We start from the raw sequence: 19,215 nt of genomic DNA, 5'->3' as shown, positions 1-19,215 counted from the left end.
ACCATGGACATCCGCGCCGCCGAAATCTCGGCCATCCTCAAGTCGCAGATCGCCAACTTCGGCGAGGAAGCCGCCGTCTCGGACGTCGGCCAGGTTCTGTCCGTCGGTGACGGCATCGCCCGCATCTACGGCCTGGACAACGTCCAAGCCGGCGAAATGCTGGAGTTCCCGAAAGCCGGCGTGAAGGGCATGGCCCTGAACCTCGAGCGCGACAACGTCGGCGCCGTGATCTTCGGCCAGGACCAGGAAATCAAGGAAGGCGACGAAGTTCGTCGCCTCGGCGAGATCGTGGACGTGCCGGTCGGCCGTGGCCTGCTGGGCCGCGTCGTCAACCCGCTGGGCGAGCCGATCGACGGCAAGGGCCCGATCCAGTACACCGAGCGTCGCCGCGTCGACGTGAAGGCCCCGGGCATCATTCCGCGGAAGTCGGTGCACGAGCCGGTGCAGACGGGCCTGAAGTCGATCGACACCCTGATCCCGGTCGGCCGCGGCCAGCGCGAGCTGATCATCGGTGACCGTCAGACCGGCAAGACCGCCGTCGCCATCGACACCATCCTGAACCAGAAGGCCGTGAACGCCGGCAAGGACGAGAGCGCCAAGCTCTACTGCGTCTACGTCGCCATCGGCCAGAAGCGCTCGACCGTCGCCCAGATCGTCAAGACCCTGGAAGAGCACGGCGCCCTGGAATACACGACCGTCGTCGTGGCCTCGGCCTCGGAGCCGGCCCCGCTGCAGTACCTGGCCCCGTTCGCCGGCTGCGCCATGGGCGAGTGGTTCCGCGACAACGGCCTGCACGGCCTGATCATCTATGACGATCTGTCGAAGCAAGCCGTCGCCTACCGTCAGATGTCGCTGCTGCTGCGCCGCCCGCCGGGCCGCGAAGCCTATCCGGGCGACGTCTTCTATCTGCACTCGCGCCTGCTGGAACGCGCCGCGAAGCTGAACGAAGACAACGGTTCGGGCTCGCTGACGGCGCTGCCGATCATCGAAACCCAGGCCAACGACGTGTCGGCCTACATCCCGACCAACGTGATCTCGATCACCGACGGCCAGATCTTCCTGGAAACCGACCTGTTCTACCAAGGCATCCGTCCGGCCGTGAACGTCGGCATCTCGGTGTCGCGCGTCGGCTCGTCGGCCCAGATCAAGGCCATGAAGCAAGTCGCCGGCCCGATTAAGGGCGAGCTGGCCCAGTATCGTGAAATGGCCGCCTTCGCGAAGTTCGGCTCGGACCTGGACGCCTCGACCCAGAAGATGCTGGCCCGCGGCGAGCGCCTGACCGAGCTCTTGAAGCAGCCGCAATATGCGCCGCTGTCGGTCGAAGAGCAGGTCTGCGTGATCTACGCCGGCACCCGCGGCTATCTCGACGGCATCCCGACCTCGTCGGTGCGCCGCTTCGAGAGCGAGTTCCTGGCCCGCCTGCACAGCCAGCACGCCGACCTGCTGGAAGGCATCCGCACCAAGAAGGCGCTCGACAAGGATCTGGAGAACACGCTGAAGAGCGCGCTCGACAGCTTCTCGTCGACCTTCGCCTAAGCCCCTCGGAACCGCTCGGAGAGAGTAGCGCCGAATGGCCAGCTTGAAGGAAATGCGCAATCGGATCTCGAGCGTCAAAGCGACGCAAAAGATCACGAAAGCGATGCAGATGGTGGCGGCTGCCAAGCTGCGCCGGAGCCAGGACGCGGCGGAATCCGCCCGTCCTTACGCCCGGCGTCTGGCCAGCGTCATCGCCAACCTCGCCGCCGGCGTGTCCGGCGACGGCGCCCCGAAGCTCTTGGCCGGTACGGGCCGCGATGACCGCCACCTGGTGGTGGTCGCCGCCGCTGATCGTGGCCTGGCGGGCGGCTTCACCTCGTCGATCGTCCGCGCCGCGCGCGCCCACATCGACGGGCTGATCGCCCAGGGCAAGGATGTCCGCGTGGTCTGCGTCGGCAAAAAGGTGACGGCGCAGCTCGCCAAGCCCTATGCCGGCCGGATCGTCGAGACCTTTGACCTGTCGTCCTATCGCCAGCTGACGCTGTCGGTGGCCCAGCCGATCGCCGACGTCATCACCCGCGAATACGAAGCGGGCGAGACCGACGTCGTCACCCTGTTCTACAGCCGCTTCAAGTCGGTGGTGCAGCAGATCCCGACGGGCCTGCAGCTGATCCCGGCCGTGGTAGAGACCGGCGAAGCCGCCTCGGGCCCGACGGCGGTCTACGAGTACGAGCCCTCGGAAGAGGCCATCCTCGAGACCCTGCTGCCGCGCAACCTGACGGTCCAGATCCTCTCGGCCCTGCTGGACAACATGGCCGGCTTCTACGCCAGCCAGATGACCGCCATGGACAACGCCACGCGCAACGCCGGCGACATGATCAAGCGCTACACCCTCGAGTACAACCGTTCCCGCCAGGCCCAGATCACCAAGGAGCTGATCGAGATCATCTCCGGCGCCGAAGCCGTCTGATCTAGCCTAACGACACAAGCACGCAGAGACCGAAAGACCGCAACGCCATGGCCAAGACCCCCGCTGAAAAGCCGGCGACCGCCGCCAAGAAGCCCGCCGCCCCCAAGGCCGCCGCTGCTCCGAAGGCCGCCGCCGCCAAGGCCCCCGCCGCCGCCAAGGCTCCGGCCGCCAAGAAGCCGGCCGCTCCGAAGGCCGCCGCCGCGCCGAAGGCTCCCGCCGCCGGCCTGGAAGGCGCCACCGGCCGCCTCGTCCAGATCATCGGCGCCGTCGTCGACATCGAGTTCGACGGCGCTCTGCCGGCGATCCTGAACGCCGTCGAGACCGTCAACGAAGCCACCGGCCAGCGCCTGGTGTTCGAAGTCGCCCAGCATCTGGGTCAAAACACCGTCCGCGCCATCGCCATGGACGCCACCGAAGGTCTGGTTCGTGGCCAGCCCGTGCGCGACACCGGCGAGCCGATCCGCGTGCCGGTCGGTCCGGGCACCCTGGGCCGCATCATGAACGTCATCGGCGAGCCGATCGACGAACAGGGCCCGATCCGTTCGGACATCAGCCGCACGATCCACCGTGACGCCCCGTCCTTCGCCGAGCAGACCAACACCGCTGAAGTGCTGGTCACGGGCATCAAGGTCATCGACCTGATGTGCCCCTACACCAAGGGCGGCAAGATCGGCCTGTTCGGCGGCGCCGGCGTCGGCAAGACCGTGACGATGCAGGAACTGATCAACAACATCGCCAAGGCTTACGGCGGTTACTCGGTTCTGGCCGGCGTGGGTGAGCGCACCCGCGAAGGCAACGACCTGTATCACGAGATGATCGAGTCGAACGTGAACGTCGACCCGAAGGCCAACAACGGCTCGACCGAAGGCTCGCGCTGCGCCCTCGTGTACGGCCAGATGAACGAACCCCCGGGCGCTCGCGCCCGCGTCGCCCTGACCGGCCTGTCGATCGCGGAATACTTCCGTGACGAAGAAGGCAAGGACGTGCTGCTGTTCGTCGACAACATCTTCCGCTTCACCCAGGCCGGCGCCGAAGTGTCGGCTCTGCTGGGCCGTATCCCGTCGGCCGTGGGTTACCAGCCCACCCTGGCCACCGAGATGGGCAACCTGCAGGAGCGCATCACCTCGACGAACAAGGGTTCGATCACCTCGGTCCAGGCCATCTACGTGCCCGCCGACGACTTGACCGACCCGGCTCCGGCCACCTCGTTCGCCCACTTGGACGCCACCACCGTTCTGTCGCGTGACATCGCGGCCCAGGCCATCTTCCCGGCCGTGGACCCGCTGGACTCGACCTCGCGGATCATGGACCCGCTGGTCATCGGCGAAGAGCACTACACGGTGGCGCGCCGCGTCCAGGAAGTGCTGCAGCAGTACAAGGCCCTGAAGGACATCATCGCCATCCTGGGCATGGACGAACTGTCGGAAGAGGACAAGCTGGTCGTGGCTCGCGCCCGCAAGATCCAGCGCTTCCTGTCGCAGCCGTTCCACGTCGCCGAGCAGTTCACCAACACGCCGGGCGCTTTCGTCCAGCTGAAGGACACGATCCGCTCGTTCAAGGGCATCGTCGACGGGGAGTACGACCACCTGCCGGAAGGCGCCTTCTACATGGTCGGTCCGATCGAAGAAGCCGTGGCCAAGGCCGAAAAGATGGCGGCTGAAGCCTAATGACCGAAGACGCGGACCTGGCCAATTTCTGCTGCGACGAGCTGGCCGAAGCGGTGTCTCCGGACACCAACGCCGGCTTGATCGAGCATGACAGCGGCCTGATCCTGCTGAATCTCGGCGAGCGGGAAGAAGAGGGCGAAACCGGCGTCGTGCTGGCGACGATCCGCTTCTGCCCGTTCTGCGGAACCGAGATCCAGACCGATGAAGACATCGAGGCCGCCTTGGGCGGCGTCGAGGAGACGTTCAACTGATGGCCAAGCTGCACTTCTCTCTGGTCGCTCCCGAGCGCGAACTGTTCTCGGGCGAGGTGGACATGGTCCAGGCTCCGGGCGCCGAAGGCGACTTCGGTGTTCTGGCCAACCACGCCCCGTTCATGACCACCCTGCGCGAAGGCAAGGTGACCGTGAAGGACGGCGCGACCACCAAGGTGTTCGACATCCAGGGCGGCTTCGCGGACGTTGGTCCCGAAGGCCTCACCATCCTGGCGGAGCACGCTGTCGAAGCGGCCTGATCCGCATCGTCGTGTGCGTCTGCACAGCTTAAAGCGCCCTCGGTCCCCCCGGATCGAGGGCGTTTTCGCGCCGAGAGCGATCTTCCATCGCGCCACGGGAGATAAAATTACACCTGTGGCCTAATCTTGGTCTTAATCCGTGCCCATAAGGGTTGCGAGGGACCGTCTGTCGGTTTTAATGCCGACCTCTCGTCTTGTTGGGGATACCTTGCCTATGCGCCTTGCGCTCGTCAGCCTGATCGCCCTCGGCGCGGTCTCGACCTCCGCCTTCGCCCAAGAGCAAACCACTGCTCCTGCGTCTACCCCGGCCGCTACGCCGGCCCCGGCGGATCAAGCCGCTCCCGCCGCGCCGGCTGACCAAGCCGCGCCCGCCGTCGCCGCCCCGGCCGCCGAAGCTGCGCCCGCCGCTGACACCTATGTCGCGCCGGTTCGCGGTCCGCGCACCACCGACCCCTTCACCGTCCGCCTGCTCGACGTGCTGGACAAGGTCTGCAAGCCGCAAGTGGCCGGCGGCGACTTCGCCCAGCTCGTCAAGGACTACGGCTTCAAGAAGAAGAAGGAGCAGTGGGTCTTCGCGCTGGAGAAGCCGTTCAACGTCACCCTGGACAACCCGGGCTCGAACAAGAACGTCTGCACGGTCACCATCGACTATTCGCAGGCCCCCGAGCAGGCTCAGGAGCTGGCCAATGGCCTGCACGACTGGGCGACCTGGGAGAACAGCCCGCAGCTGCGCCTGATCCGCAACGACCAGACCGTCGGCAGCGACTTCCGCCGCTTCACCGTCTCGTGGGACGACGCCTGGGCCGGCGGTCGTGCGGGCCTCGTCTACATGCGTCTGAAGAAGCTGGACGAGACCTCGGTCGGCAAGAACTTCGAGCGCGCGCAGATCCTGTACAGCACGACCAGCCGCTAAGGCTCAGTTGCCTCCTCCCGGAGGCCGACCTATCTAGCGAAGGCGCGGGGACGACCCCGCGCCTTTTGCTTTTCCGGGGACGGCCCCGCCTTTGGAAGTGGGGCTCGTCGTGGCCTGGATCATTCTTCTTGTCGCCGGACTGTTTGAAGTGGGCTGGGCCGTGGGCCTGAAGTTCACCGAAGGCTTCACGCGGCCCATTCCGAGCGTGCTGACCGCTGTCAGCCTCGTGATCTCGATGGGCCTGCTGGGTTGGGCGGTGAAGACCCTGCCGCTGGGGACCGCCTATGCGGTCTGGACCGGCATCGGCGCGGTCGGCACGGCGATCGTCGGGATCATCGTGTTCAAGGAGCCGGCGACGGCGGCGCGGCTCGTTTGCTTTGGACTGATCGTGGCCGGCATCCTGGGGCTGAAGGTTTTCAGCCCGCAGTAGGCCTGACGGTCAAGCGGCCGCGCGCCCTTCGGCGGCGATGAAGGCCAGGCAGCGTTCGGCCACCATTTCCCAGCCGGGTTCGCCGGGCAGCCAGTGGCTCATGTCCGGGAACACCTCGACCTGGCCGCCCAGGCGCGCGGCGGTCTGGCGCACCGTGGCGGGGGGATGAATGACGTCCTTGCCGCCCGCAATGGCCAGAACCGGACAGGCCGGCGCGCGGACATTGGTGGTCATGAACGGGTCCAGCCACCAGTTCAGGGTCTCCCACAGCGCCCGACCGCTCTCGGCCGTCATGCGGGCGAAGATGGCCTTGCGCTCGGCGCGCTCCAGGCGGTCGACGCTATAGCGGCGCACGACCCCATAGTCCGGGGCGATGGCCTGCATCCAGTATGGTCCGAACGCATAGAGGCTGACCGCCGAGACGGCCTCTTCCAGGCTGCCGCCGGAGACGCCCCAGGGCGCGGACGGGGCCAGCAGAATCAGTCTCGAGACGGGCGCGCGGGCGGCGGCCATCTGGGCCACCAGCCCGCCCATCGAGTGGCCAATCAGGATCGGCGGCGTGTCGCAGGTCTCGATCAGGCGGCGGATCTGGTGGGCGTAGTCCGTCATCGACACGCCGGCGGCGCTGCTGGCTCCGTCGTGACCGATCAGATCGGGGGTCATCACCTGATGACCCGCCGCCTCGAACGGCGCGCGGAACGTATCGAACGTCCAACCGCCGCAGAAGGCGCCGTGGACCATAATCACCGGTGCGCGCATGAACGCCCCTAACACCCCGCCGACGAACAGAGTCGGCGGGGTCAGCCTACACTTACTTCTTGGCCTTGGGCGAGGATTTGGCGGGCGCCTTTGTCGCAGGGGCCTTGGCCGCTTTGGGGGCGGCGGGCTTCTTAGCGGCGGGGGCGGCCTTGGCCTCAGTCGTCGCGGCCGGCTTCGCCGCAGCCTTGGGAGCTGCGGGCTTCTTGGCGGCAGGCGCCGTCTCGGCGGCCGGAGCCTTGGCCGCCGCCTTGGGCTTGGCCTCGGCCTTGGGCTTTGCAGCCGCAGCGGCCTTTGGCGCGGCGGGCGCCTTCGCCTTTGGCGCGGCGGCGGACTTGGCTGGCGCTTCAGCCGCCGGCGCAGCCTTGGCCTTGGGCGCGGCCTTCTTGGCGACCGGAGCCTTCGCCGTCGCCTTTGGTTTGGCGTCGGCCTTGGGCTTGGCGGCGGCCTTCGGAGCGGCTTTGGCCTTGGGCGGGGAGGCCGGCTCGGCGGCCTTCACGGGTTCAGGCGCGGCGGCGGGGACGGGCTCGGGCGCCTTCGCCGGTTCCGGCGCGGGCGCCGGAGCGGCCGGCGGAGGAGCCGGTTCGGCCTTGGCGGCGGGGGTCTGGGTCTTGCCCCGCAGCCAGGCGATCACGTCATCGAGGATCTTCATCGTGTTCGGCTCGTCTATGAGATAGTGGGCGTTGTTGGGATAGATCTTGATATCGGCGCTGGCGTACTTGCGGCCGATCCGCTGCACGTCATCCAGTGGGGTCGTCCGGTCCAGGGCGCCGGCCAGCACCAGGATCGGAACCGTCACCTTGGCGGAGTCGACATAGGCGGTCCTGTTCGGATCCTTGTCCGGCCAGGCCAGATCGGCCAGCACCTGGCCGCTGTCATGCACCATGGTGGCGTAGAGCGCGTCGTGACGGCTGGCCGGCACCGCGTTCATGACGCCGAACTTGAAGCCGGTCTTCCACATCTTGCCCGCCTTGGTCTCGGGCTTGGCCTGAAGGGCCATGTTGAGGAAGGTGAAGACGGGCGAGAGCTTGGGCTTGCCGCGCGCGTCCGCCGGCGACGCGGGGGCGAACAGCACCAGGGCTGAGGCATGCCCCGCCTCGGCGAGCTTCTGAGCGATCAGGCCGCCCATCGAGTGGCCGAAGACGAGCGGCTTCTTGCCGGTCTCCTTGGCCAGGGTCTGGGCCAGGGCGCTCATCTCGGCGACATAGTCAGCCAGGCTCAAGCCCGCGACGCCAGGCTTGGGGCCATCGACGGTCCGCACGGCCGATCGGATCGTCGGCGCCTCGACGCGATAGCCTTCAGCCTTGAGACGCTCGGCGACGGGGCCCCAGACGTCCCCCGCACAGCCGTAGCCATGAATCAACAGAACCGTTCCCGCCATTCAGTTCTCCCCCTCGCGGCGGCGGACCGGTCAGTCCCCGCGCGCGAACCCCTGGAACGCGGCGACCACCGCTTCGTAGACCCCGCGCTTGAAGGGTACGATCAGTTCGGGCGTTTCGTCGAGCCTGCCCCATCGCCAAGCGTCGAACTCGATGTGTTCGTCCGCTTCCAGATCGATTTCCGACTCCTCGCCGACGAAGCGGTAGGCGAACCAGACCTGCTTCTGACCCCGCCAGCCGCGCGCGTGCTTGGGATTGGCCATGACCTGGGGGGGGAAGTCGTAGGTGATCCACCCCTCGGTGCGCCCGAGCAGTTCCACGGACGTGACGCCGGTTTCCTCGGCGAGCTCGCGACGGGCGGCGACCTCGAGATCCTCGCCCTCATCCACGCCGCCTTGCGGGAACTGCCAGTTGTAGGGCGGAGCCTGGCGATGGCGGCGGCCCAGCCAGACGCGGCCGTCCGGGTGAAACAGCACGACGCCGACATTGGGGCGATGTTGAGGATGGTCCAGCTCAGTCATGCCTGAGCTTATCTCAAGGCGCTCAGCGATGCGCCAGGGCCGATGCGGGGGCCAGCTGGATCCCGCGCGCCTGCAGGCCGGCGGCCCAGGCCCGCACCTGGTTGATCGTCACCGGATAGGCGAAGCCTGAGCCCAGCGACTGGCCTCGGCTGGCCGCGCCCGTTTCCAGCGCCCGCAATTGCGCGTCGATCGCGCTGGCGGACAGTTCGTCGTCGATCACCCGATCGGCTGAGGCTCGGGGGATCGGACCTGCGCGCCGCGCGGCCAAACCGTCGTCGATGAAGGCCAGGCCGCGCGCTTTCAGTGTCGCGTTGAAGGTGTTCATCGCCTGGTCGTTATCGACGAAGCGGGCGCCCAGATAGTTGGACAGGCCAAAATAGCCCGTGGCGCGCGACATCAGCCATTCCAGCTTGCGCACCGTATCGTCGGGGCGATTGGCCGCGATCAGGGTGTAGGGACCCGGATCGTTGGCGGGGTAGTCGGCCGGCTCCATCGGCGTTTCCAGCAGCACCTCGTGGCCGTGGGCGCGCGCCAGATCGATCCAGCCCTGCAGGCCCTCGGCATAGGGGGCGAAGGACAGGGTGACCTCGCCGGGCAGGGTCTCGATCGCCGCGCGGGTGGTCTGAGCGTTCAGGCCAAGGCCGCCAATGACGATCGAGACCTTGGGGCGACCGTTCGGCGTGAACGGGCGGGCATAGGCTTCGGCGGCTGTCCGACCATCGGCGGCGATGATCGGCAGCAAGCCGCCGCCGGGGCCGGGCGCGCTCAAGCCGGCGATCGGCGCCTGGGGCAGGCCCGCCCCTTGCGGAATGGCGGGCGCGTTCTCCAGGCCTTCGGCCATGGGCGCCTCGCCCTCGGCCTTGGCCATGATCGGGCCGAACGGATTGGCCGAAAGACCCAGTTCGCCGGGGACCAGGCTGGCCTCATGGGCGGGATCCCCGCCCAGCGCCTCGCGCCAGCCGTCGGGCGCGTTCTTGGTCGCGCCGATCTTGGTCAGCTCGAGCCGAATCACGGGCGAGCCGGCGTGCGGATCGCTGGTGATCAAGACGAGGGTCGCAACGGACGCCAGGAACAGCAGGGCCGCGCCGCTGGCGCTGATATAGGGATTGCTGATCGCCGCCATGAACTTGGCGCGCAGATCACCAGGCGCGCCCGAAGCGGGCGCGGCGGCGGCGTAGGCGGGCTTGCGCGAAAACGAGACGGCCATGACGTCCTCACCCTAGCGGGCAAGCTTCGAAGATATGGTTAACGAGATATGGCCAGACCCGATCCGAGGCGCGGCGCGGCGACGCGGGCGCCGCTGAAATCATCGTTTTCTGCAACGGACGCGGGCGTGGGCGTCCCGTGGTCGAAAAGTCTTCCGGACGCGGATTGACGATCCTCGCCCATGCTCTTTCCTCAAAGGCCTCTCGCGGGAGAGATCGGGCCTTGCCCGGCGCTGAAGGCGAAACCGCCCCGGAAACGCTCAAGCAGAAGGACCGCGCGAGACGTTGAACGCTGGAAAGCAGAGCGCGCGCCGCTCTCGCCGAAGGAGCAAGGCCCGCCGCCCGTCTGGTCGGCCGCTGAATCTCTCAGGCGCCAAGGACAGCGGGGGCAGAAGGCGTGTCGCTTCGACCCGTCCAGGCCCCTGTGTGTGTTAGCAAGCGTATAGATCAAAAAAATTCGCCGAGATGATATTTATAGCGCGATCGCCTCTTAGGTTTTCGCGGTTTAGTCGTTTCTCTTTTGTATTCAAATTTCATGTGACCGAAAATCAAACAGATGTTGCGTAAGCTTTTGACGATGCAATTTCCTTTACGTGTTTTTATTTATTGCGGCTTTACCTGAATTTGTCTCCTTGTGACGCTGAGCAGGTCAACATGATTGGGGATAGTCATGACCTCTCGCAAACCTACGCGCGACACCGCGCGCCTCAAAGCGCTCCTCCTGGCCGCCTCCCTGCTGGGCGGCGCGACCTCCGCCTACGCCCAGGACGCGGAGAAGGCCGCCGAGGTGGACTCGGTGGTGGTGACCGGCAAGCGTCTGTCGGAGGCCAGCGTCGCCATCGGCACCGACCGCGCCACGGCGACCGTCTCGATCACGCGCGAGGCTCTGCTGTCGGCCCCTGCCGGCATCACCGGCCTGAAGATGCTGGAGAGCCTGCCGGGCTTCAACGTCCAGGCCAATGACGCCCTGGGCATGTACGAGTTCGGCAACTCGGTCTCGGTGCGGGCCTTCAACTTCCAGCAGATCGGCTTCCTGCTCGATAACATTCCGATGGGGCGCAGCGACCAGTTCGGAGGCAGCCCGATCTATCGCTATGTCGACAACGAAAATCTGCTGCGGGTGACCGCCTCCTCCGGCGCCGGCGACGTGGCCCTGCCCAGCTATGCGTCGCTGGGTCCGATCGTCGACTACTTCACCCAGGCGCCGTCGCAGGAAGCCGGGGGCGCGATCAGCCAGACCTTCGGCAGCGACGACCTGCGCCGCACCTTCTTGCGGCTCGAGATGGGCAAGGTCGGGCCGCTATCGGGCTATGTCAGCGGCTCGTGGATCAAGGGCGACCTGTGGCGCGGCCCGGGCACGATCGACCGCAAGCACTATGAGGGCAAGCTGAAGTACGACCTGCCCAATGGCGGCGACGTCACCTTCCAGACCGTGCACAACGACTATTTCGACTACGACAGCCCGTCGATCACCAAGGCGCAGTACGCGGGGACTGCGGGCGATCTCTTCGGACGCAAGGGGCGCTATTTCGCCTATCTGGGCGCGCCGCCGACCTCGGTTCCGTTCGGCACGGCGATCACCATCCCCACCGCCAGCCTCCCCGAAACCGTGGCGGGCGTGCCGTACTCCAACACCGGCTATGCGCAGTACTACAAGTTCGCGATCAACAAGCGGAAGGACCACCTCTACGGCCTGACGCTGAACACGCCGCTGGGCGAGAGCCTCGACCTCACCACCACGGCCTATTACGAGGACAAGGGCGGATACGGGGTTTCGCCCGAGGCCTATGCGACCTCGTTGGCCAGTCACAACGCCCAGCGGCTGATCGTGCCGGGCCTCTTTGCGCCGAAGGGCATTCAGTACGGCCTGTCTGGCGTCGACGGCATCCGCCAGGGCGTCACCGCCAAGCTGGCCTGGCATGTCGGCTTCAACAAGATCGAGGCCGGCCTCTGGCTGGAGAACGACGACTATCACCGCACCCAGAACCGCTACAATGTCGAGGGCGGCAACCCCGACGGCGCGCCGCTCTTCAACGAGCGGGTCCACGCCCAGCGCGACTACACGTCCCTGCGCGAGACCAAGCAGTTCTTCCTGAAGGACACCCTGACGCTTCTGGACGCCAAGCTGAAGCTGGAGATCGGCTTCAAGGCCACCGACATCGACTACAAGATCTCGGGCTATCGCAATCCCAACGACTATATCAACCGCCGCCGTCCGCTGCTGAAGGACAACTGGAAGGACAGCTTCCTGCCCCAGATCGGCGGGGTCTACAGCCTGACGGGGCGTGACCAGGTGTTCGCTTCCTATTCGGAGAACATGGCGCTGCCGCGCGGGGCCGACGACATCTTCTCGGCCGCCAGCCCGACCGTGGCGGGTCCCGACCCGGAGACCTCGACGAACTGGGAGCTCGGCTATCGGGCCAACCACAAGACCTTCAACGCCTCGATCGTGGCCTATCAGACCGAGTTCAAGAACCGTCTACAGTCGTTCGCCGCTCCGGTGCCGGGCGGTGGCGGGATCACCGAGACCTTCTTCCAGAACGTCGGGGCGGTGCAGGCCAAGGGCGTCGAGTTCAGCGGCCAGTGGAAGCCGGAGTTCCTGGCGGGCAAGGCCTATTTCAACGCCAATGTCTCGTACAACAGCGCCAAGTTCCAGGACGACGTGCTGAACTACCGCGCCAGCGCCACGGCGGCGGCCACCACCCTGGCCATCGCCGGCAAGAAGGTGCCGGACTTCCCCGACTGGGTCGTCCAGGGCGGCCTGACGGTCGAGCCGTTCGATGGTCTTCTGATGAACATCTCGGCTCGCCATCTGGAGAGCCGCTTCACCAATTTCATCAACAGCGAGAAGGTTGGCGGCTATACGATCGTCAACGCCTATATCGACATCGGCGACGGCTTCGCGGCCGGCCCGTTCAGCCAGATCAAGGCGCGGGTCAATATCGATAACCTGCTCGACAAGGACTATCTGGGCACGATCAACACGACGGTGAACACCGCCGCCAGCTTCCGTCCCGCGCCGCCGAGGACGGTGCAGTTCACGATCTCGGCCGACTTCTAGAAAGCGCGCTCCGACAACGAAAACGCCGCCCCGGGGCCCCGGGGCGGCGTTGACGTTTCAGGGTCTTGGGCCAGCTGTCGCCGCCTACTTGACCTCGGTGACCGGCGTCTTGCCGCCCGCCGCGGCGGCGGCCTTGGCGGTGACCTCGGCGACCTTGGCGGCCGGCTTGGGAAGCTTGGGCGTCTTGGCCACGCCGCCGGCCTGCAGCACCGCGATGGCGCGTTGCAGCTGGAAATCACCCTTCTTGTCGTCGAAGCCCGTCGGCGGGGCCTCGGCGGGCGCGTGCGGGGCCACCCGGGTCTTGCCCTCGTCGGCGTTCAGCGCGTTCTTGAAGCTGGCCTCGCTGAACCATACGCGGTTGGCGATGTCCTGGGCCTGGTCGCGGGTCTGGGCGACCTCGAGGTCGGGGGCGATACCCGTCTTCTGGATCGAGCGGCCCGAGGGCGTGAAGTAGCGCGCCGTGGTCAGCTTCAGCGCGCCGTCGGCGCCGCCACGCAGCGGAATGACCGTCTGGACCGAGCCCTTGCCGAAGCTGGTCAGGCCCACGACTTCGGCGCGCTTGCGGTCCTGCAGCGCGCCGGCCACGATTTCGGCCGCCGAGGCCGAGCCCTGGTTGATCAGCACGACCATCGGCAGGCCGTTCAGCATGTCGCCGCCACGGGCGTTGTAGCGCTGGATATTGCGCGGGTCGCGACCGCGCTGGCTGACCACCTCACCGCCGTCTAGGAACACGTCGGCCACGCCGACCGCCTGATCCAGCAGGCCGCCCGGATTGTTCCGCAGATCCAGGATCAGGCCCTTCATCTTCGGATTCTTGGACTTCAGTTCGTTGACCGAGCTGGCCAGGGCGTCGGTGGCCTTTTCGTTGAAGCCGGGCAGGCGGACATAGCCATAGTCGCCCTCCATACGGGCGATGGCGGCCTTGGGCTTGATCACCTCGCGCACCAGCTTGACGTCGAACGGATCGGTCTTGTCGCGCGCAATGGTCAGGGTGACGGCCTCGCCGGCCGTGCCGCGCATCTGCTTGACGGCTTCGTTGACCGTCAGGCCCAGCACGCTCTGGCCGTTGACGGCGGTGATGTAGTCACCCGCCTGGATGCCGGCGCGCGAGGCGGGGGTGCCGTCCATAGGCGAGATCACCTTGACCACGCCCTCTTCGCTGGTGACCTCCAGGCCAAGCCCGCCGTACTCGCCGCGCGTGGTGTCCTGCATGTCCTCGTAGCTGTCGGGCGACAGATAGCCCGAGTGCGGGTCCAGACTGGTCAGCATGCCGTCCAGCGCCGCTTCGATCAGCTTCTTGTCGTCGACCTCGGTGACATACTGGTCCTCGACCGTGCCGAGCACGTCGCCGAACAGCTCCAGCAGCTTGTAGGTCTGGGCCTTCGGGGCGTTGTTCGCCTGGGCGATGGGACTGATATAGGCCATCGTTCCCGCGCCGAGGACGAAGGCCGAAACGCCAATGAGCAGGTACTTGCGCATAAAGGCCCAGAAGGCTCCCTAGCGACGCGCGGCGCCGCAAACCGTGTTTAGCCCCGACCAACCCTGTCCGTGACCGGAGGTATAATTACGGCCACAATTACTGAAAAAGTCGACTATCGCGACTCCTGTTTGAGCCAGCGCTCCGGATCGGACGGCGCGCCGTTCTCCCGCACCTCCATATAGAGCTCCGGCTCGGAGGATACAGGGTCTGGCATCTTCCCGATCGGGGCGCCCGCCGCGACAGATTGTCCGGGCGAAACGTTGATCTGGTCCAGGCCAGCCAGCACGACATGATAGGCCCCCTGCACGCGCAGGATCAGCACCGCCCCCCAGCCGTTCAACGCGCCGGCGTACTCGACGACCCCGCCGGCGGGCGCGGCGATGGTCGCGCCCTTCTCGGGGCGAAGGGTGAGGCCCGGCGACTTGCCGCCAGCCGGCATTTCCTGGCCGAACCGGCGGACGATCGCGCCCTGGACCGGGGGGCGCAGGCTGAGCGGGCCGCTGGGCTGGGCGTTCCCGAGACCATCGGTCAAGGCGCCCAGGGTCTTCAGTTCGTTGGCCTGGGTCAGGGTCTCTTGAGCGTAGGCGCGCTCCAGCTCGGTCTTCTCGATGATCAGCCGCTCGATCTCGCCCTTGCGATCGGCCACGACGCTTTCGGCGGTGAACAGCTCGGCCGAGGCGGCCGCCGCCTCGCGGCGCAGGGCGCCGATCGCGACGGCCTGACGGCCATAGGCGTCGGCGCGCTGCTTGAGCTCGGGCGTCATGGCGCGGATCAGGATGGCCGCCCGCACCGCGTCGCGTGCGTCGCCGGGCGAGACCAGCAGGGCCGGCGGCGGGTCGCGGCGAAACATCTGCAAGGCCGAGAGCAGCAGCGACAGCCGCTGCCTATTGCGCCCAAGCTCCGCCAGGATCGCGTTCTCGCGCGCGTTCAAGACTTCGAGCCTGGCCCGCTTGGCGTCGACATCGACGCCGGCGGCGATCCGGGCATGGTCCAGCCGGTCCAGCTCGGCCCGCAGGTCCTGGATCTCGCGGCGGGTCTCGGCGGCGATCTGGCGGTCGCGAGCCCGTCGGGCCTCGAAGGCGGCGTCGGCGCGCTGCCAGCCGACCACGGCCGTGGGAACGGCCAGGATCAGGGCGCAGAAAGCCAAGACGAGTCGCGAGCGGGACATCGCCGCAACTCTTGCCTCAATCGCGGTGATAGGGCGAGCCCGACAGGATGGTGGCGGCGCGATAGATCTGCTCGGTCAGCATGGCGCGGGCCAGGGCGTGCGGCCAGGTCTGGACGCCGAAGGCCATGGTCTCGTTGGCGGCCGATAGGATCGAGGGATCCAGACCATCGGCCCCGCCGATCAGGAACACCACGCGGCGGTTGCCGTCATCGCGCAGGCGGGCCAGGTGATCGGCGAAGGCGCGGCTCTTCCAGGCCTTGCCGTGCTCGTCACACGCCACGACATAGGCGCCCTCCAGATGCGGGCGCAGCACCTCGGCCTCGGCGGCCTTGCCAGGCTTTCTGGCCTCGACCTCGAGAATGTCCACGGGGCCGAGCGCCAGGGCGCGGCCTGAGGACGTGGCCCGGGACGCATAGTCCAGAGCCAGCTGCGCCTCGACCATGCGGCCGAGCTTTCCAACGGTGAGGATGGTGATCTTCATCGCGATAGCTCTAGGCCGTCACTCGCGAGGGAGCGACGGCCGAGCGAAGACAAGATCAGTTCGCCGCGGTGCGGTGCGGGGCGTCGACCGCCCAGATCTTCTCGATGTTGTAGAAGCTGCGCACTTCGGGGCGGAACAGGTGGACGACGACGTCGCCGGCGTCGATCAGCACCCAGTCGCAGTGCGGCAGGCCTTCGACCCGCGCCTTGCCGAAGCCGTTTTCCTTCAGAGCGCGCAGGATGTGGTCGGCCAAGGCGCCGACGTGACGGTGCGAACGGCCCGACGCCACAATCAGGCTGTCGGCGACCGAGCTCTTGTCCGTCAGGTCGATGTGGACGATGTCCTGGGCCTTGTCGTCGTCAAGGCGGTCGAGGATGAGGCGCTCCAGCGCCTTCACGTCGAGAACCGGACTCAGGCCGGGGGATTCAGTCGAAGACTCGGCGCCGGCCGGGCCTTCATGCGCACTATGCGCGGGGTCGCTACGCAGCGGATTGCTCCTTATGGGGTCGCTGTGGATAGCTCTCATAGCACGGAATTGGGCGAAACGTGAGGGGGTGATGGCCAAACGCTGATTTGCGGACGGTCCGAGGCCCTCGCGCAACGTTGATCAGCCCTTCTGCCGCGCCCGCATCGCTGTCGAGGAGGCGAAATTCAGCGGTCCCGTCAGATAGACCCAGGCCGGCGACTTGGCGTCCGGCAGGCGGGCGGCGGCGCTGGCCGGCCAGCGGGCGAAGGCGAAGCGGCGGGCGGCCGGCGAGGTGCGGGCCTTCAGCGCGATCCAGGGCCGCGAGATCACCGCCACCGGCACTTCACGCATGATCTGGGTCCAGCCGCGCCAGCGGTGGAAGCTGGCCAGGCTGTCGGCGCCCATCACCCAGACGAACTTCACGCCCGGATAGCGGGCCCGCAGCACCCGCAGGGTGTCGATGGTGTATTGCGAGCCCAGCCGCGTTTCGGCGTCGGAGACGATCATCCCCGAACCGCGCGCCCAGCGGCGGGCGTTGGCCATCCGCTCGGCGACGGGACGGGTCTCGTGCGAGGGCTTCAGCGGATTTTGCGGCGACACAAGCCAGATCACACGGTCCAGCTCGAGACGGCGCATGGCCGTCTCGGCCACGTGGGCGTGGCCCTCGTGCGCCGGGTTGAAGCTGCCGCCGAACAGCCCGACGCGCATCCCGGGTTCCAGGTGGAACCCCAGACGCTGGGCGTTGGGCCGGCCGGCCTCAGGGACGAGTCTGGCCGGTCCCGCGAACCACATACTTGAACGTCGTCAGTTGCTCGGCCCCAACCGGGCCGCGGGCGTGAAGCTTGTCGGTGGCGATGCCGATCTCGGCGCCGAAGCCGAACTCGCCGCCGTCGGCGAACTGGGTCGAGGCGTTGACCAGTACGATGGCGCTGTCGACCTCGGCGATGAAGGCCTCGGCGGCGCCGGCGTCCTCGGTGATGATCGCGTCGGTGTGGCCCGAGCCGTAAGAGGCGATATGCCGCGCCGCGCCGGCCACGCCGTCGACCACGGCCACCGACAGGATCGGGGCGAGATATTCGGTGGTCCAGTCCTCGACCGTGGCCTTTTTCATCGTCGGCTCGATGGCGCGGGCGGCGGCGTCGCCGCGCAGCTCGCAACCGGCCTTGATCAGGGCGTCGGCGATCGGCGGCAGAAGCTTGTCGGCGGCCGCCTGGTCGATCAGCAGGGTCTCGGCGGAGCCGCAGACCGACACACGGCGCAGCTTGGCGTTCACCACCACCTCGACGGCCTTCTTCAGGTCGGCGGCGGCGTGGACGAAGACGTGGTTGAGGCCTTCCAGGTGGCCCAGCACCGGGGCGCGGGCCTCGGCCTGGACGCGGGCCACCAGGCTCTTGCCGCCGCGCGGAATGATCAGGTCGATGGTCTTGTCCAGCCCGGCCAGGATCATGCCGACAGCGGCGCGATCCGGCGTCTTCACCGCCTGGACGGCGGCGGCGGGCAGGCCGGCGGCCTTAAGACCACGCGCGATGGCGGCGTGGAGGGCGAGGTTGGAGTGGATGCACTCGGACCCGCCGCGCAGGATCACCGCATTGCCCGAGCGCACGCACAGCGCCGCGGCGTCGGCGGTCACGTTGGGGCGGCTCTCATAGATCATGGCGATCACGCCGATCGGCGTGCGCACGCGGGCGATGTCCAGGCCGTTGGGCCGGGTCCAGCGCGAGGTGGCGACGCCGACGGGATCAGGGATGGCGGCCACGGCCTCGACCCCGGCGGCCACGCCCTCCAGGCGGGCGGCGTCCAGGGCCAGGCGGTCCAGCATCGGACCCGAGACGCCGTTGGCTTCGGCGCGGGCAAGATCCTTGGCGTTGGCGACGAGGATGGCGTCGGCGTCCTCGCGGATGGCGACGGCCATGGCCTGGATGGCGGCTGTGCGCTGCTCTGGCGTGGCGAGACGAAGCGCGCGCGCGCCTTCGCGGGCCGTCCGGCCCATCCCCGCCATGATCGCCTGAAGGCTCGCGCCCGCGTCGTCCATCTCGTCCCCGTCCTGAAGGTTATGCTCAGGTTGAGGCTTACCTAGGCCCTTTCAGGGCAGGATGAAACCGCGTTCGTCTGAAAACGGAGGGAGTTTTAGTGGCGGTCCTGTCTGCGCCGTTGCCGGCGTTCGCGGGGTGGCGCATCAATGTCGCCCTAACCTGGAGGCGCACTTCATGTCCGACACCAAGGTGAAGGGACCGGCGTCCTACTTCCCCTCGATCGAGAAGACCTACGGACAGCCGGTCGCCCACTGGCAGAAGATCGTGCGCGACGCCTATCCGGCCAAGCACATGGATCTCGTCGCCGTGCTGAAAAGCGCGCATGGCTTGGGCCATGGTCACGCCAATGCGATCGTGGCCTACACCCTGGCCGAGGACGGCCTTAAATAGCCGCCTACTTCGCGTAGACGATCCGGCACTCGCCTTCGACCGTCGTGTAGCGCCCGTTGGCGGCGTCGACGAACGAGATGCGGCCGCCCTCGTCATACTCGACCTTGCCGGTCGAGCGGCCGGCGAAGGTCTGGGTCCCGTACGACCAGCAGACGATATCGGCCGGCTTGTCGTTCCACGTCGCCGCGCGCCGGGCTTGCTTGCTCTCGGTGCAGGCCGACAGGACCGGGAGGGTCAGGACGGCGAGAGCGACGACGGCGAGGCGCATGGGGTGGTCTCCGAATGAGCGGCGATTAAGAGCTTGGATC

20 protein-coding genes and 1 riboswitch are annotated in these 19,215 nt (G+C 67.4%); of the genes, 9 read left to right on the top strand and 11 right to left on the bottom strand.

All coding sequences use genetic code 11. From position 1 onward, the window contains the following. The first annotated feature begins 3 nt into the window (after positions 1 to 3). The 7 genes from atpA to sugE all read left to right on the top strand — a co-directional run bounded on the left by atpA (position 4) and on the right by sugE (position 5,967). Positions 4 to 1,536 (top strand): F0F1 ATP synthase subunit alpha, encoded by a 1,533-nt coding sequence (atpA, locus tag OVA11_RS01315; RefSeq protein WP_062094896.1) that lies wholly within the window; start codon positions 4 to 6, stop codon positions 1,534 to 1,536. 34 nt (positions 1,537 to 1,570) lie between these two features. Beyond that, entirely contained in the window at positions 1,571 to 2,446 is an 876-nt protein-coding gene (locus OVA11_RS01310) for a F0F1 ATP synthase subunit gamma (protein ID WP_010921277.1), read from the top strand. 47 nt (positions 2,447 to 2,493) lie between these two features. After that, positions 2,494 to 4,113: a F0F1 ATP synthase subunit beta gene (atpD, locus tag OVA11_RS01305; protein WP_268065703.1), complete on the top strand. Its 1,620-nt coding sequence runs from the start codon at positions 2,494 to 2,496 to the stop codon at positions 4,111 to 4,113. Continuing rightward, entirely contained in the window at positions 4,113 to 4,364 is a 252-nt protein-coding gene (locus OVA11_RS01300) for a hypothetical protein (protein WP_268065702.1), read from the top strand. Before atpD ends, OVA11_RS01300 begins: the two co-directional genes overlap by 1 nt. After that, positions 4,364 to 4,624, top strand: coding sequence for an ATP synthase F1 subunit epsilon (locus OVA11_RS01295; protein ID WP_010921274.1), 261 nt, complete (start codon positions 4,364 to 4,366; stop codon positions 4,622 to 4,624). Before OVA11_RS01300 ends, OVA11_RS01295 begins: the two co-directional genes overlap by 1 nt. 208 nt (positions 4,625 to 4,832) lie before the next feature. Beyond that, a complete protein-coding gene (locus OVA11_RS01290; RefSeq protein ID WP_268065701.1) occupies positions 4,833 to 5,537 on the top strand; it encodes a hypothetical protein in 705 nt (234 codons plus the stop codon). Between the two features lie 109 nt (positions 5,538 to 5,646). Continuing rightward, the gene (gene sugE / locus OVA11_RS01285) at positions 5,647 to 5,967 is read left to right on the top strand and encodes a quaternary ammonium compound efflux SMR transporter SugE (RefSeq protein WP_268065700.1); all 321 of its coding nucleotides are present in this window, start codon (positions 5,647 to 5,649) and stop codon (positions 5,965 to 5,967) included. Positions 5,968 to 5,976: 9 nt separating this feature from the next. Here the strand turns inward: sugE and OVA11_RS01280 are convergent, their stop codons facing one another. From OVA11_RS01280 to OVA11_RS01265, 4 genes are read right to left on the bottom strand one after another with little or no spacing between them, the layout of a single operon-like run. After that, a complete protein-coding gene (locus OVA11_RS01280) occupies positions 5,977 to 6,726 on the bottom strand; it encodes an alpha/beta hydrolase (protein WP_268065699.1) in 750 nt (249 codons plus the stop codon). A gap of 52 nt (positions 6,727 to 6,778) precedes the next feature. Next, the gene (locus OVA11_RS01275; RefSeq protein ID WP_268065698.1) at positions 6,779 to 8,104 is read right to left on the bottom strand and encodes an alpha/beta hydrolase; all 1,326 of its coding nucleotides are present in this window, start codon (positions 8,102 to 8,104) and stop codon (positions 6,779 to 6,781) included. 30 nt (positions 8,105 to 8,134) lie between these two features. After that, positions 8,135 to 8,623, bottom strand: coding sequence for an RNA pyrophosphohydrolase (locus tag OVA11_RS01270; protein WP_268065697.1), 489 nt, complete (start codon positions 8,621 to 8,623; stop codon positions 8,135 to 8,137). Positions 8,624 to 8,645: 22 nt separating this feature from the next. Beyond that, positions 8,646 to 9,830, bottom strand: coding sequence for a divergent polysaccharide deacetylase family protein (locus tag OVA11_RS01265; RefSeq protein WP_268065696.1), 1,185 nt, complete (start codon positions 9,828 to 9,830; stop codon positions 8,646 to 8,648). 195 nt (positions 9,831 to 10,025) lie between these two features. After that, positions 10,026 to 10,114: riboswitch (glycine riboswitch) on the top strand. 372 nt (positions 10,115 to 10,486) lie between these two features. Here OVA11_RS01265 and OVA11_RS01260 point away from each other — a divergent pair. Continuing rightward, positions 10,487 to 12,889, top strand: coding sequence for a TonB-dependent receptor (locus OVA11_RS01260; RefSeq protein WP_268065695.1), 2,403 nt, complete (start codon positions 10,487 to 10,489; stop codon positions 12,887 to 12,889). Positions 12,890 to 12,973: 84 nt separating this feature from the next. Here the strand turns inward: OVA11_RS01260 and OVA11_RS01255 are convergent, their stop codons facing one another. From OVA11_RS01255 to OVA11_RS01230, 6 genes are all read right to left on the bottom strand, one after another. Continuing rightward, positions 12,974 to 14,368: a S41 family peptidase gene (locus tag OVA11_RS01255; RefSeq protein ID WP_268065694.1), complete on the bottom strand. Its 1,395-nt coding sequence runs from the start codon at positions 14,366 to 14,368 to the stop codon at positions 12,974 to 12,976. A 113-nt stretch (positions 14,369 to 14,481) separates the two neighbouring features. Further along, a complete protein-coding gene (locus tag OVA11_RS01250) occupies positions 14,482 to 15,537 on the bottom strand; it encodes a murein hydrolase activator EnvC family protein (RefSeq protein ID WP_268065693.1) in 1,056 nt (351 codons plus the stop codon). Between the two features lie 16 nt (positions 15,538 to 15,553). Then, on the bottom strand, positions 15,554 to 16,018 hold the full coding sequence (rlmH, locus tag OVA11_RS01245; protein WP_268065692.1) for a 23S rRNA (pseudouridine(1915)-N(3))-methyltransferase RlmH: 465 nt from the start codon (positions 16,016 to 16,018) through the stop codon (positions 15,554 to 15,556). 55 nt (positions 16,019 to 16,073) lie between these two features. Further along, positions 16,074 to 16,505, bottom strand: coding sequence for a ribosome silencing factor (gene rsfS, locus OVA11_RS01240; RefSeq protein WP_024265955.1), 432 nt, complete (start codon positions 16,503 to 16,505; stop codon positions 16,074 to 16,076). A gap of 120 nt (positions 16,506 to 16,625) precedes the next feature. Then, entirely contained in the window at positions 16,626 to 17,276 is a 651-nt protein-coding gene (locus OVA11_RS01235; protein WP_268065691.1) for a nicotinate-nucleotide adenylyltransferase, read from the bottom strand. Then, positions 17,242 to 18,516, bottom strand: a complete 1,275-nt coding sequence (locus OVA11_RS01230; protein ID WP_268065690.1) for a glutamate-5-semialdehyde dehydrogenase — start codon at positions 18,514 to 18,516, stop codon at positions 17,242 to 17,244. The genes OVA11_RS01235 and OVA11_RS01230 overlap by 35 nt, the downstream gene beginning before the upstream one ends. Before the next feature lie 175 nt (positions 18,517 to 18,691). On the opposite strand from OVA11_RS01230, the gene OVA11_RS01225 reads away from it, so the two are divergent. After that, positions 18,692 to 18,907 carry a DUF4287 domain-containing protein gene (locus tag OVA11_RS01225; RefSeq protein ID WP_268065689.1) on the top strand — a complete coding sequence of 72 codons (216 nt, stop codon included), beginning with the start codon at positions 18,692 to 18,694 and terminating at the stop codon, positions 18,905 to 18,907. Between the two features lie 4 nt (positions 18,908 to 18,911). On the opposite strand, the gene OVA11_RS01220 is transcribed toward OVA11_RS01225, so the two are convergent. Next, the gene (locus OVA11_RS01220) at positions 18,912 to 19,175 is read right to left on the bottom strand and encodes a hypothetical protein (RefSeq protein WP_268065688.1); all 264 of its coding nucleotides are present in this window, start codon (positions 19,173 to 19,175) and stop codon (positions 18,912 to 18,914) included. Positions 19,176 to 19,215 lie beyond the last annotated feature (40 nt).

This window comes from Caulobacter sp. SL161, assembly GCF_026672375.1.
GTDB lineage: Bacteria > Pseudomonadota > Alphaproteobacteria > Caulobacterales > Caulobacteraceae > Caulobacter.
This window is presented reverse-complemented; position numbering and strand designations above follow the sequence as displayed.

Excerpts from the sequence above, each read along its gene's own strand:
- atpD (WP_268065703.1), top strand. The coding sequence starts at position 2,494 with ATGGCCAAGACCCCCGCTGAAAAGCCGGCGACCGCCGCCAAGAAGCCC.
- OVA11_RS01280 (WP_268065699.1), bottom strand. The coding sequence starts at position 6,726 with ATGCGCGCACCGGTGATTATGGTCCACGGCGCCTTCTGCGGCGGTTGG.
- OVA11_RS01295 (WP_010921274.1), top strand. The coding sequence starts at position 4,364 with ATGGCCAAGCTGCACTTCTCTCTGGTCGCTCCCGAGCGCGAACTGTTC.
- OVA11_RS01220 (WP_268065688.1), bottom strand. The coding sequence starts at position 19,175 with ATGCGCCTCGCCGTCGTCGCTCTCGCCGTCCTGACCCTCCCGGTCCTG.
- OVA11_RS01250 (WP_268065693.1), bottom strand. The coding sequence starts at position 15,537 with ATGTCCCGCTCGCGACTCGTCTTGGCTTTCTGCGCCCTGATCCTGGCC.
- rlmH (WP_268065692.1), bottom strand. The coding sequence starts at position 16,018 with ATGAAGATCACCATCCTCACCGTTGGAAAGCTCGGCCGCATGGTCGAG.
- OVA11_RS01310 (WP_010921277.1), top strand. The coding sequence starts at position 1,571 with ATGGCCAGCTTGAAGGAAATGCGCAATCGGATCTCGAGCGTCAAAGCG.
- OVA11_RS01275 (WP_268065698.1), bottom strand. The coding sequence starts at position 8,104 with ATGGCGGGAACGGTTCTGTTGATTCATGGCTACGGCTGTGCGGGGGAC.
- OVA11_RS01300 (WP_268065702.1), top strand. The coding sequence starts at position 4,113 with ATGACCGAAGACGCGGACCTGGCCAATTTCTGCTGCGACGAGCTGGCC.
- OVA11_RS01265 (WP_268065696.1), bottom strand. The coding sequence starts at position 9,830 with ATGGCCGTCTCGTTTTCGCGCAAGCCCGCCTACGCCGCCGCCGCGCCC.
- OVA11_RS01255 (WP_268065694.1), bottom strand. The coding sequence starts at position 14,368 with ATGCGCAAGTACCTGCTCATTGGCGTTTCGGCCTTCGTCCTCGGCGCG.
- OVA11_RS01270 (WP_268065697.1), bottom strand. The coding sequence starts at position 8,623 with ATGACTGAGCTGGACCATCCTCAACATCGCCCCAATGTCGGCGTCGTG.
- OVA11_RS01230 (WP_268065690.1), bottom strand. The coding sequence starts at position 18,516 with ATGGACGACGCGGGCGCGAGCCTTCAGGCGATCATGGCGGGGATGGGC.
- OVA11_RS01235 (WP_268065691.1), bottom strand. The coding sequence starts at position 17,276 with ATGTGGTTCGCGGGACCGGCCAGACTCGTCCCTGAGGCCGGCCGGCCC.
- OVA11_RS01225 (WP_268065689.1), top strand. The coding sequence starts at position 18,692 with ATGTCCGACACCAAGGTGAAGGGACCGGCGTCCTACTTCCCCTCGATC.
- atpA (WP_062094896.1), top strand. The coding sequence starts at position 4 with ATGGACATCCGCGCCGCCGAAATCTCGGCCATCCTCAAGTCGCAGATC.